The sequence below is a fragment of the Corynebacterium sp. HMSC22B11 genome, from assembly GCF_001815965.1.
Lineage (GTDB): Bacteria > Actinomycetota > Actinomycetes > Mycobacteriales > Mycobacteriaceae > Corynebacterium.
This window is the reverse complement of the sequence record NZ_KV823504.1, coordinates 101,541-113,882: the sequence shown is the minus strand read 5'-3', so window position 1 is coordinate 113,882 and position 12,342 is coordinate 101,541. Positions and strand designations below refer to the sequence as shown.

General features: G+C 64.1%; 13 protein-coding genes. All 13 read left to right on the top strand.

The window, feature by feature from the left end:
* Nucleotides 1-49: 49 nt before the first annotated feature.
* The 13 genes from HMPREF3088_RS06585 to ruvC all read left to right on the top strand — a co-directional run bounded on the left by HMPREF3088_RS06585 (nt 50) and on the right by ruvC (nt 12,339).
* A complete protein-coding gene (locus HMPREF3088_RS06585) occupies nt 50-352 on the top strand; it encodes a hypothetical protein (protein ID WP_246818082.1) in 303 nt (100 codons plus the stop codon).
* Nucleotides 353-481: 129 nt separating this feature from the next.
* Nucleotides 482-1,045 (top strand): copper chaperone PCu(A)C, encoded by a 564-nt coding sequence (locus HMPREF3088_RS06580; protein WP_070758980.1) that lies wholly within the window; start codon nt 482-484, stop codon nt 1,043-1,045.
* A gap of 127 nt (nt 1,046-1,172) precedes the next feature.
* Nucleotides 1,173-2,381: a Dyp-type peroxidase gene (locus HMPREF3088_RS06575; protein WP_070758979.1), complete on the top strand. Its 1,209-nt coding sequence runs from the start codon at nt 1,173-1,175 to the stop codon at nt 2,379-2,381.
* A 141-nt stretch (nt 2,382-2,522) separates the two neighbouring features.
* On the top strand, nt 2,523-4,511 hold the full coding sequence (gene thrS / locus HMPREF3088_RS06570) for a threonine--tRNA ligase (protein ID WP_083317350.1): 1,989 nt from the start codon (nt 2,523-2,525) through the stop codon (nt 4,509-4,511).
* 160 nt (nt 4,512-4,671) lie between these two features.
* Nucleotides 4,672-5,253, top strand: coding sequence for an HIT family protein (locus HMPREF3088_RS06565; RefSeq protein WP_070758977.1), 582 nt, complete (start codon nt 4,672-4,674; stop codon nt 5,251-5,253).
* 64 nt (nt 5,254-5,317) lie between these two features.
* The gene (gene pgsA / locus HMPREF3088_RS06560) at nt 5,318-5,962 is read left to right on the top strand and encodes a phosphatidylinositol phosphate synthase (RefSeq protein WP_070758976.1); all 645 of its coding nucleotides are present in this window, start codon (nt 5,318-5,320) and stop codon (nt 5,960-5,962) included.
* Between the two features lie 3 nt (nt 5,963-5,965).
* The gene (locus tag HMPREF3088_RS06555) at nt 5,966-6,907 is read left to right on the top strand and encodes a phosphatidylinositol mannoside acyltransferase (RefSeq protein WP_070758975.1); all 942 of its coding nucleotides are present in this window, start codon (nt 5,966-5,968) and stop codon (nt 6,905-6,907) included.
* Nucleotides 6,904-8,097, top strand: coding sequence for a glycosyltransferase family 4 protein (locus HMPREF3088_RS06550; RefSeq protein WP_070758974.1), 1,194 nt, complete (start codon nt 6,904-6,906; stop codon nt 8,095-8,097). Before HMPREF3088_RS06555 ends, HMPREF3088_RS06550 begins: the two co-directional genes overlap by 4 nt.
* A 5-nt stretch (nt 8,098-8,102) precedes the next feature.
* The gene (locus HMPREF3088_RS06545) at nt 8,103-8,573 is read left to right on the top strand and encodes a hypothetical protein (protein WP_070759073.1); all 471 of its coding nucleotides are present in this window, start codon (nt 8,103-8,105) and stop codon (nt 8,571-8,573) included.
* A gap of 180 nt (nt 8,574-8,753) precedes the next feature.
* Entirely contained in the window at nt 8,754-9,674 is a 921-nt protein-coding gene (gene pdxS, locus HMPREF3088_RS06540; RefSeq protein WP_070758973.1) for a pyridoxal 5'-phosphate synthase lyase subunit PdxS, read from the top strand.
* 6 nt (nt 9,675-9,680) lie between these two features.
* Nucleotides 9,681-10,565, top strand: coding sequence for an acyl-CoA thioesterase (locus tag HMPREF3088_RS06535; protein WP_210401500.1), 885 nt, complete (start codon nt 9,681-9,683; stop codon nt 10,563-10,565).
* A 263-nt stretch (nt 10,566-10,828) separates the two neighbouring features.
* Complete coding sequence (locus HMPREF3088_RS06530; RefSeq protein ID WP_070758972.1) at nt 10,829-11,584, top strand: YebC/PmpR family DNA-binding transcriptional regulator; 756 nt, start codon at nt 10,829-10,831, stop codon at nt 11,582-11,584.
* A 251-nt stretch (nt 11,585-11,835) separates the two neighbouring features.
* A complete protein-coding gene (ruvC, locus tag HMPREF3088_RS06525; RefSeq protein WP_187440911.1) occupies nt 11,836-12,339 on the top strand; it encodes a crossover junction endodeoxyribonuclease RuvC in 504 nt (167 codons plus the stop codon).
* Nucleotides 12,340-12,342: the final 3 nt, after the last annotated feature.

Sequence of the window (12,342 nt, the reverse complement as noted above, 5' to 3'; positions counted from 1 at the left end):
CCGCAGGAGGGGTGAAGAGCCACGAGAAACACCAAGGAGTCTGAAAACCGTGAAGCAGAACCGCACTGCACTGTCCGCCGTTGTCGCGCTGAGCGCCGCGCTTGCGCTGGCTGCCTGCTCCCCACCGAATGAGAAGGCTACCGGCACCGAGCACATCGACACCGCCACCGTCGGGGCAAAGACCCCAGAGCTTGGTGACAAGACGGACAAGAAGGCCGACTCGGCAACCTCTGAGACGGAGGAGACCACCACGTCTGAGGAGGCTTCCGAGGCTGCGGAAACCACCGCTGACGTCGAGCCGGGTGCGGCCAACGACGCCGGCACTGAGCCTGCAGCAGGCACCTTCAACTAAGCCTTTCTGGTTGGGTCCACATCCCATGCGCGTGGGGTGGAATGCCGGGGGCGATTCGTCCACCCCGGCCTCCCGCCCGCCGCACCAACCACTTCCTTGAGAATCAAGGACTTTTCCGTGAGGTACACCATGAACACAACCGTTGGACACACTGTGCGTCGCCCCAAGTCCCTGCGCGCCACCGCAGTCGCGCTGATGGGCGTCACTGCTCTCGGCCTGGCCGCTTGCTCTCCTTCGGAGGAGGAGCCAAGCGAGCAGACCGCTTCTGAGTCGCAGACCGCCGAGAACGCTGCCGAGGGGCTGACCTTCGAAGAGGCATACGTAGGTGCTAAGGGCACCGATAAGGACATGACCGCAGTCTTCGGCAAGCTGGTCAACAACACCGACAAGGAGATCCACATCGTCTCCGCATCCGGCAGCCTTGATGCGAAGTACGAGCTCCACGAGGTTGTCGATGGCGTTATGCAGGAGAACCCGGAAGGTCTTCGTATCCCGTCCGGCGGCGAGCTCGAGCTGAAGCCGGGTGGCGACCACATCATGATCATGGACTACTCCGAGGAAATCGCCGCAGGCGACGACATCACCGTCACCCTCAAGGCAGAGGACGGCACGGAATACGAGCTCAAGGACATCCCGGCTCGCGTGCAGCAGTCCAGCCACGAGCACTACGGCGACGCCCACGGCGAGCACTAGAGCTGCCTCCCACCAAGTAATGAAATGACAAGCCTGGGCCACGTGACTAACGCGGGGCCCAGGCTTTCCCGCCATTTGGCCGCGGACCAAGAGACTTAGCAAGGACAGAAGAAGGTTTTTGAGCGAGATGAGTACTGGGGAGTCTTCGGGATTTTTTAACGTCAGCCGACGCGGGCTATTCGCCGGTGTCGGAGCAGCGGGTGCGGCCGCCGTGCTCGCCAGCTGCGCGGAGGGCGAGGGACGCGGGGGAGACATGCCCAACTCCTCCGGGGACATCGAGGAAAAGTTGACCGTCCCCTTCGATGGCGCTCGCCAGGCCGGCATTCAAACGCCGCACCAGAGTCACGGGCTTGTCGTGGCCTTCGACTTCCACAACACGAACAGCCGCGAGGCCCTCCGCAAGGATCTCCGCCGGCTCATGCGCGTGTGGACCCCGGACGCTCGGAAACTCACCCAGGGCAACGCTGCGTTGGCTGACCTCGAGCCCGAGCTCAACCTGCAGCCCGGCAACCTGACCATCACCGTCGGCTGGTCGCCTGCCCTCATCGAGAAGATCGGCTCGCTCGATGAGGTTCCGAAGTGGGTTTCCTCCCACACCAAGGGACTGCCGAAGTTCAAGGGCGACGATCTGGACCCAGCATTTAGCGATGGGGACGTCGTCGTCCAAATGTGTGGCGAGGATCTGACCACCCTGTCCCACGCGATGCGAGTCCTGACCCGTGGCGGGCGGGACTACGTCAAGCCACGCTGGACCCAGCGCGGCTTCGTCGACATCCGGGAGGGACAGACCGCACGCAACCTCATGGGATTCAAGGACGGCACCGTCGTCCCGCGTACCGACGAGGAATTCGATAACGCGGTTTGGGACGACCGTAACGGCACCTCGATGATCGTGCGCCGCGTGACCTTTGACATGCCTGGTTGGGAGGCCCTCGACCGCGAGAGCCGAGAGAACGTCTTTGGCCGCAAGGCGGTCAGCGGTGCACCCCTGACCGGAGAGGACGAGTTCGATGATCCGGATCTCAACGCGGTGGACAAGACCGGACTGCCGGTCATCGATCCCAAGAGCCACGTGGGCATTACGGCAGGGGAGGGCAAGCACATGCTGCGGCGCCCGTTCAACTGGGACGGCGAGGTCAACGAGCACGGCGATTCCGGCCTGATTTTCATCTGTTTCCAGGAGGATCCGGACACCTCCTTCACCCCGCTGCAGCACCGCCTCGCGGAGAACGACCGACTTAATCAGTGGATCACCCACACTGGTTCTGGGGTCTACTGGGTGCTGCCTGGCACCGAACCGGGCTCCTACTGGGGTCAGCAGATCCTCGAGGGGTAAACTGAAAGGTCGTTAGTGGCTGTCACCCGGTATGTGACCGCCCACGTCGTTGCTTGAAGGAGCATTTTCTTGAACTCTCCCGTTTCCGCCCAGCCTGCCGTTAAGTTCCTCGTTCCGGCTGGCGAGACAGCCGGTGCGGCCATGCGCCCACTGGAGCTGCCGAACAAGGGGCCCGAGGCCATCGTCGTCGTGAAGGACCCGGAGGGTAACCTCCGCGACCTTGCCTGGACCCCGGACGTGGACACCGAGGTCACCGCGATCGCGTCCGATACGGAAGAGGGGCGCGGCGTGATCCGCCACTCCACGGCGCACGTTCTCGCCCAGGCCGTGCAGCGCGTTTTCCCGGGTACCAAGCTCGGCATCGGACCGGCCATCGATGGCGGTTTCTACTACGACTTTGACGTTGCGGAGCCTTTCACGCCCGAGGATCTGAAGAAGATCGAGCGGGAGATGAAGAAGATCATCAAGTCCGGCCAGCGCTTCGAGCGCAAGGCCTATGGCTCCAACGATGAGGCTCGCACCGAGTACGCTGCCGAGCCGTACAAGCTCGAGCTCATCGAGGACAAGGGCAACGTCGATCCGGACTCCGAGGAGGCCATGGAGGTCGGCGCAGGTGAGCTGACCGCTTACTCCAACGTCAACCCACGCACCGGCGAGGTCGAGTGGTACGACCTGTGCCGCGGCCCGCACGTGCCGACCACTCGCTACATCCCGGCCTTCGCGATTACCCGCTCCTCGGCGGCGTATTGGCGCGGCGACCAGGACAATGCGGGTCTGCAGCGCATCTACGGCACCGCCTGGGAGTCCAAGGAGAAGCTCGCTGAGTACCAGCACATGCTGGAGGAGGCTGAGAAGCGTGACCACCGTCGCTTAGGTGCGGAGCTGGACCTGTTCAGCTTCCCCGACGAGGTGGGCTCCGGCTTCCCGGTGTTCCACCCGAACGGCGGCATCGTGCGCCTGGAGATGGAGGAGCACTCCCGCAAGCGCCACCTGGCCAGCGGCTACTCCTTCGTCAACACCCCGCACATCACGAAGGGCGACCTGTTCCAGAAGTCCGGTCACCTGGACTTCTACGCCGAGGGCATGTTCCCCCCGATGCAGCTTGATGGCGAGACCGACGAGGACGGCAACGTCACCAAGCCGGGGCAGGACTACTACGCCAAGCCGATGAACTGCCCGATGCACAACCTCATCTTCGCCTCCCGCGGCCGTAGCTACCGTGAGCTGCCGCTGCGACTCTTCGAATTCGGTACCGTATACCGCTACGAGAAGTCCGGCGTGGTGCACGGCCTGACCCGCGCCCGCGGCTTCACCCAGGATGACGCGCACATCTACTGCACCGAGGACCAGCTCGAGGACGAGCTGACGACGGTGCTGGAGTTCATCATCTCCCTGCTGCGCGACTACGGTCTCGACGACTTCTACCTGGAGCTGTCGACGAAGGACCCGAAGAAGTTCGTCGGCACCGACGAGATCTGGGAACGTTCCACCGAGATCCTGCAGAGGGTTGCCGAGAAGTCCGGCCTGGATCTCGTTCCGGACCCAGCTGGTGCTGCCTTCTACGGACCGAAGATCTCCGTCCAGGCTCGCGACGCCATCGGTCGTACCTGGCAGATGTCCACCGTGCAGCTGGACTTCAACCTGCCGGAGCGCTTCGACCTGGAGTACACCGCACCGGACGGCACCAAGAAGCGCCCGATCATGATTCACCGCGCGCTCTTCGGCTCCATCGAGCGTTTCTTCGGCGTGCTCCTGGAGCACTACGCAGGCGCGTTCCCCGCCTGGCTGGCGCCGCACCAGGTCATGGGCATCCCAGTGGCCGAGGACTTCACCGACTACCTGGAGGAGTTCGTCGCCGATCTGCGTAAGGACGGCATCCGCGCCGAGGTGGACACCTCCGATGACCGCATGCAGAAGAAGATCCGCACCCACACCAAGGGCAAGATCCCGTTCATGCTGCTCGTCGGGGGACGGGACGTCGAGAATGGTGCGGTCAGCTTCCGGTTCCACGACGGTACGCAGGTTAACGGCGTACCGCGCGAGGAGGCAGCGAAGGCGATCAAGGAGTGGATCGGCCAGCGTCGCAATGAGCAGCCGACGAAGGAGCTCATCGCGTCGGAGCTGGGCTAAGCATCGCCCGGTGGCAAAGAATAAAGGTAGGGGTGTGAGGATAGTGAGTTGCGATCCGAGCCAGGATCCTGCGGGCCGGTGTTCCTCGGAACGAGGAGCCGCGGAACCCGCGGGGACTGAGCTATCCGCCCAGGCTGCGTCTGAGGCCAATGGCCGGGTCGTGGACACCGGGGTGGGCTCGCAGCCTGATCTCGCCGGTGGCCTGGATCGGCTCTGGGCTCCCTACCGCTCCGCCTATCTCGCCGATCGGCCGAAAAAGCCCGCCCAGGAGGGGGAACAAGGCCCAGAGGGCGGCGAGGAGAAGCCCGAGGACCCGTTCCTCGACCTGCCCAACCTTCCCGACGAGGAGGCGCTCATCGTCGCTCGCGGGAAGGAGGTCTTCTGCGTCCTCAACCTCTTTCCCTATAACCCCGGGCACATGATGGTGATCCCATACCGCCAGGTCGCCAACTACGAGGACCTGACAATGCCGGAGCTCACTGAGCTGGCGACCTTCACCCAGCACGCGATCAAGACCCTGCGCTATGTCTCGGGCCCGGACGCCATCAACGTCGGCATGAACCTCGGCCGCCCGTCCGGTGGATCGGTGCCCACGCACCTGCACCAACACATCGTTCCCCGCTGGACCGGGGATACGAGTTTCATGACGGTGATCGCCGGCGCTAAAGTGCTACCGCAGACACTTCGCGATACCAGGGCCCTGCTCTCTCGGGCGTGGCGCGAACTTGAGGATCAAAAATAGTGGATAATACCGGGCGTAGGGGACCCGTACTGAGGACAATCGTGATGACTGAAAGGAAGGCTCAATGCTGAGCGAACACGCCCGTCGGCCTGCCTCCGTCATCATCGAACCCATCGCCCGCACCCTTCAGAAAGCGCACGTGAGCCCGAATTCGGTCACGCTCGGTGGGACCGTCGCCGCGGTGGTTCTCGCCCTGTGGCTGATCCCCACCGGCCACCACTTTGCCGCCGCCGTGCTGATCGGACTCACGACCGCGCTGGACATGGTGGACGGCACCATGGCCCGAATGTCGGGTGGCGGCACGAAATTCGGCGCCACTCTGGATGCCACCTGCGACCGGGTCACGGACGGCGCGATTTTCGGCGCCCTAGCCTTTTGGTTCGCGATGGACGCCGAGTCCCACCCCGTGCTGCTTGCTCTGACCCTCACGATTCTCGTCGCTGGTCAGGTGACGAGCTATGTGAAGGCGCGAGCGGAGGCCAGCGATCTGCCCGTTGACGGCGGACTCATTGAGCGCCCGGAACGGCTCATCATCTCGCTGGTCGCCCTGGGGCTGTCCGGCCTGGGCGTGCCATATGTCCTCTGGGTTGGCCTGTGGCTGCTGGGTCTGGGCTCCGTATTCACGGTGATCCAACGCCTCGTGATGGCCTCCCGCTCGGAGGCGTCCACCGAACACATCGCGGCGCCCGCGGGAGCACGGGAGTTTTAGCCCGTGACCAAAAAACTATCCCTGCCCAGCGGCGAGGATCTCTCCGCGCTGGCATATCAACTGGGTTGGGCGGCGACTAAGCGCCTGCCGGAACCCATCGCTGCCGTGCTTTTCGATCTGATCGCTGACGCTGCCTCGGGGCGGGGGAAGGGACCCGAGCAGCTGCGCCGCAACCTGTCTCGCGTCGTCGGTCCGGAAAACGTCACCCGTGACCTCGTGCGTCGCGCGATGCGCTCCTACCTGCGTTATTGGAAGGAAGCCTTTCGGTTGCCCAGCATGGTTGGTGATGACTTGGCCACCACACTCGACCAGGGCTTCGACTCCCCAGTCAGCAAGCAGCGCGTGGCGGAGGCCGTCGCGGAGGGCCGAGGGCTCATCCTGACGCTGCCACATTCCGGGAACTGGGACATGGCCGGGGTGTGGCTGGTTCACACCCACGGCGGTTTCGCGACCGTCGCGGAAAGGCTGAAACCCGAATCGCTATTCGAAGCTTTCGTCCACTACCGCAACCAGCTGGGCTTCGAAGTCCTACCGCTGACGGGTGGCAAGCAACCGCCGATGGCTCGGCTCGAGGAGGTCCTGCGCGCGGGCGGGGTCGTGTGCCTGATGGGGGAGCGGGATCTCACCGGCCGTGGAATTCCCGTGGATTTCTTCGGCGAACGCACCTCCATGCCCGCGGGTCCCGCCATGCTCGCTCAGAAAACCGGGGCAGCCCTGCACGTAGCGCACAGCTTCTTCGGCGAGGCACCGGATCAGTGGGGCTTTTCCGTGGGGCCAAGGATCGATGCCGACCGCCCGCTCGCAGAAGTAGCGCAGGATATTGCGGATGGCTTCGCGCAAAACATCGCTGCCCACCCCGCCGACTGGCACATGCTGCAGCCGCTGTTCTACGACGACCTCAGTGAGGCTCGCCGTGCTCGGCTCGCAGCAGGGGAGGCCCCGTGACCCAGGATCAAATCGCAGCGATTGGGGAGCGTCCCCTCAACATCGGCATGGTGTGTCCATACTCCTTCGACGAACCCGGCGGGGTGCAGATCCACGCGATTGAACTCTGCGCCGAGCTTGAGCGCCGCGGCCACCGCGTGAGCCTGATCGGCCCGGGGGAGCAGCGCGAGGGGCTGCCGGAGTTCCTGGAATGCGGTGGCCCCAGCATCCCGATCCGCTACAACGGTTCCGTGGCCCGGCTGAGCTTCGGTCCCCGTGCGCGCCGCCACCTGCGCCGCTGGATCGCGCGACATGATTTCGACGTGGTGCACATCCATGAGCCGAACTCCCCGTCCTATTCCATGCTGACCCTCGCGGTCGCCGAAGGCCCCATGGTGGCGACCTATCACGCCTCGGCCAGTGGTTCGAAGATCCTTAAGCTTGCGTTGCCGGTCTTGCGTCCGTTTCTGGAGAAGATCCACGCCGGCATTGCTGTCTCCGAGGAGGCCCGGCGCTGGCAGGTGGAGATGCTCGCCGGTGACCCGGTGCTGATCCCCAACGGGGTGGACACTGCTGCCTATCGGGAAGCGGAGGTGCTGCCCGAGCTGGATCCTGACCGGCCTCGGTTAATGTTTCTCGGTCGCTTCGACGAGCCGCGTAAGGGTCTCCAGGTGATGCTTGGGGCGATGCCATCGATCCTGCGCCAACACCCGAACGTCGAACTTTTGGTCGTGGGCGCGGGTTCGGTCGAGGCGCTCGGCAAGCGCCTGGATGGGATGGGGTTGAGTTGGGTTCACGGCAGGCAGCCTAGTGAGGCAACGGTGCGGGTGTTGGGCAAGGTCAGTGATGAGGAGAAAGCCCGCGCCCTGGCCACCAGTGACATCTACGTCGCCCCCAACACCGGAGGCGAGAGCTTCGGCATCGTTCTCGTGGAGGCGATGGCTGCAGGTGCGGCCGTCGTCGCCAGCGATATCCCGGCCTTCAAGGCGGTCGGTGATCAAGGACGCGCCGCGTGCCTATTCGCCAACCATGACGCAGCCAACCTCGCGCTAAAGATCAACCGCCTGCTGTCAGAGCCCGCGGAGATCCGCGAACTGGCTGCCCGCGGGCAGGACCGGAGCCGGATGTACGACTGGAACACGGTGGCCAGCCGCGTGGAGCAGGTGTACCAGACTGCCACGCTTAAGGGACGGAAGGTGACCTGCTCGTGATCGCGATCCCGACCTGGCTCGTCATACTCGCCGCCGTATTGGCTGTTCTGCTGGTGATCGGCCTGTGGGCCTACTTCACCGCCGCCCGGCTCAACCGTCTGCACATCCGCACCGATAGCGCCCGACTCACTCTGGAGGGTGCGCTGCACGCCCGCGCGATGTTGATAGCCACGCTGCGGCCAGATTTGAAGAAGCAGGCGGATCGGGTGTCCCGGGTGCCCCTGCAGGCGACCGACATGGGGGCGCACTCGGAGGCGGAAAACAGCTTGCTAATGGCACTGGATGCCACCGTTATCGAGCACCCGGCGTTCATTGCCGCCTCCACGCGCGTTGACCTGGCATCCCGCTTCTATAACGACGCCGTGTGGGACACCCGCCAGCTGCGCTCTCGGGCAAGCGTTCGAGCCCTCAAGTTGGCCGGTTTCGCGCCACTGCCCGAGTATTATGAGGCCGCGACGACCGATCACGTGGCGTGAACCTAGCCCTGTTAGACGGGTTAGAACTAGACAGGTTAGACTAGTGGCCTAAAACACCAACGAGCTGGAACGTGTTGGCGTCCTTAAAGCCGCGCTCCCGAGGGGCACCGCAAGGTCAACCCGAGGGCTGAGGCGAGGAAGCGCGAACACGCCCAGCCACGAAGAGACGGGAATAACTACGTGAGCAAGGCATCCAAGACCGCTGCGGCGGACGCGTCCATCACCACCGGTTCCGCGCGCGTCAAGCGCGGTTTTGCCGACCAGCTGAAGGGTGGCGTCATCATGGACGTCGTCACCCCGGAACAGGCCAAGATCGCCGAGGACGCAGGAGCCTCCGCCGTTATGGCACTGGAGCGCGTTCCGGCTGACATCCGCGCACAGGGCGGCGTGTCCCGCATGTCCGACCCGGACATGATTGCTGGCATCATCGACGCCGTCGAGATCCCGGTCATGGCCAAGGCCCGCATCGGCCACTTCGTCGAGGCAGAGGTTCTCGAAGCACTCGGCGTGGACTTCATCGACGAGTCCGAGGTGCTGAGCCCGGCCGACTACAAGAACCACATCGACAAGTTCGACTTCGAGACCCCGTTCGTCTGTGGCGCCACCAACCTGGGCGAGGCCCTGCGCCGCATCAACGAAGGTGCAGCCATGATCCGCTCCAAGGGTGAGGCCGGCACCGGCGATGTGTCCAACGCGGTGACCCACATGCGCACCATCCGCGCGGAGATCAACCGCCTGAGCAACATGGCCGAGGATGAGCTCTACGTCGCCGCCAAGGAACTGGCCGCACCGTACGAGCTCGTCGTTGAGGTTGCGCGTAACGGCAAGCTCCCAGTCACCCTGTTTACCGCCGGTGGTATCGCCACCCCGGCCGACGCGGCGATGATGATGCACCTCGGTGCTGAGGGCGTGTTCGTCGGCTCGGGCATCTTCAAGTCCGGCAACCCTGCTCAGCGCGCCGCAGCCATCGTCAAGGCAACGCAGAACTACCAGGACCCGAAGGTCATCGCGGACGTCTCCCGCGGCCTGGGTGAGGCCATGGTCGGCATCAACGTCGACGAGCTGCCGGTGTCCCACCGCCTCGCAGAGCGCGGCTGGTGATTCCCCATGGTTGCCTCCTCGTCCGCCGCCCGGCCCCGCATCCTCGACGTTCTTGACCTTGAGAAGATCGACGGGGATATCTTCCGGGGACGCGTGATTCCCTCGACGTTGAGCCGAACGTTCGGCGGGCAGGTGGCTGCTCAATGCCTGGTCGCTGCGACCCGAACCGTGGGCGCGGAGTACCAGGTGCATTCCCTGCACGGATATTTCGTCGCCCCCGGGCGTTCTGAAGAACCAACGCTGTACATCGTGGAACGCATCCGGGATGGCAGGTCATTCTGTTCCCGCCAGGTGAAGGCGGTTCAGCACGGCAAGCCGATCTTCATCATGCAGGCCAGCTTCCACGTCCGTACGGACGAGGGGCCGGAACACTCCGACGAGATGCGCCGGGTGGTACCGCCGGAGGAGGTCGTGGTCAACCGCGACGAGCTGCCTCCGGTGCGCAAGGCGCTGTTTGATGAGTGGCGCGAGTGGGATTTGCGGGTCGTCCCGGAAGGGGACTTCGAGCCGAATAAGTATGCGGCCTCCCAGCAGGTTGTTTGGTTCAAGTCGAAGGCCAAGCTCCCGGACGACGAGACTTTCCACGTGTGCACGCTGGCCTATATGTCTGACATGACTCTGTTGTCCTCCGCTCTTGTCCCACACCGGGGCGAGCAGTACCAGGAGGCCTCACTCGACCACGCGATGTGGTTCCTGCGACCGTTCCGTGCCGATGAATGGCTGCTCTACGACCAGGTCAGCCCATCGGCGCACGCGGGGCGTGCCATTACCCACGGCCGCATCTTCAACCAGGCCGGGGAATTGGTCGCCGTCGTGACCCAGGAGGGGCTGACCCGAAAGATCGTGGGCGACCGCCCGGCTGTCCCACTCAAGAGCTTCGAAGGGAAGTAACACTCGACCCCGCACCTTTACCACGTGGGGTTGCAGCTTCGATGCAGCAGCAGAACCGCCGTGCCGAGCAGCACGGCGGTTTTTGCGTCCAAGAAACGCACCTTCCCGAACAACTACCCACGACGAGGAACGTGTTAAGGCCTTCTTGGGACGCGCGGACCAGTGGTTCTAAAGAAAACCCGCCGGAGGCGCGTAGTAAGCTGGTAAACGCGAAAAACTGCACCGCAGTTTAAAGGAATTATTCGGCTAGTAGGAAGAGGACGATGGCAGGCCATTCAAAGTGGGAGACCACGAAGCGTAAGAAGGCAGCAATCGACGCCAAGCGTGGCAAGGAATTCGCCCGACTGGTAAAGAATATTGAGGTTGCGGCGCGCATGGGTGGCGGCGACCCCGACGCCAACCCGACGCTCCAGGACGCCATCACCAAGGCCAAGAAGTCCTCTGTTCCCAATGACAACATCGAGCGTGCCCGCAAGCGTGGCTCCGGCGAGGAAGCTGGTGGCTCCGACTGGGAGACCATCATGTATGAGGGCTACGGCCCGGGCGGGGTCGCGATGCTCATTGAGTGCCTGACCGATAACCGCAACCGTGCGGCCACCGACGTCCGCACCGCGATGACGAAGAACGGTGGCAACATGGCGGACGCCGGCTCCGTGTCCTACCAGTTCGAGCGCAAGGGGCAGGCCCTTCTCGACAAGGGGGAGCTGACCGAGGACGACCTGCTGCTGGCTGTCCTTGATGCCGGTGCCGAGGAAGTCAAGGACCACGGCGAGCAGTTCGAGGTGCTCTGCGATATCTCGGACCTCATGGCCGTCCGCGAGGCACTGAAGGAAGCGGAGATCGAGTACGACTCCGTCGAGCAGGTGTACCGCTCGAATCTGGAGGTTCCTGCGGACGCGGAGTTGGCCCGCAAGGTCGCTAACCTCATCGATGCTCTCGACGACGTCGACGATGTTCAGGAGATCTACACCAACATGTCCGTCTCCGACGAGGTTGCGGCCGAACTCGCCGAGGACTAATCGGCCTACCTACGGGGCGGTACGTGCCTACCCGCCCATTGGGCTGGGTTGGCTGCCCGGCCGCATGACGGGTTGCTACGAGCCGACGTTGATTTCGATCATGTGTGCTATATTCGGTATCTATCATGAGTGCGAGGTCTAATGCAGTGCCGGATGGGGCACCCGGAGAGTCGGATCAGGGTGCCCTCGGCCGCGCCTCCCGGTCGCCGGGAGGGTGGGGGTCGCCCACTGGATTTCGGCGGACCGAATCGATGGTGGGCAAGCGCGTCATGGGAATCGACCCTGGTCTGACCCGCTGTGGGCTCTCCGTCGTGCAAGCCGGCCAAGGCCGCGCAGTGTTCCCCGTCGCTGTCGGAGTGGTTCGCACCGAGTCCCATGTCCCGCTGGAGCAGCGACTCCAGCGGCTATACCGCGCCGTGAGTGAGTGGATCGCTGATTACTCCCCGGACGTGGTCGCGATCGAGCGGGTTTTCGAACGCTCAAACGTCTCGACAGTCATGAATACGGCTCATGCCTCCGGGGTGTTGATGCTCGCCGCGGCGGAGCACGGATTGGCCGTGGAGAGCTACACGCCGAGCGAGGTGAAGAAAGCGATCAGCGGCAATGGCCGGGCCGATAAGGCTCAGATGACCAAGATGATCACCCGCATTCTGGGGCTCTCAGAGGCCCCCAAGCCCGCGGATGCCGCCGATGCGCTCGCACTGGCGGTCTGCCACTGCTGGCGGGGACCGATGAATCAATTCCTGCGCGCCTGAGGC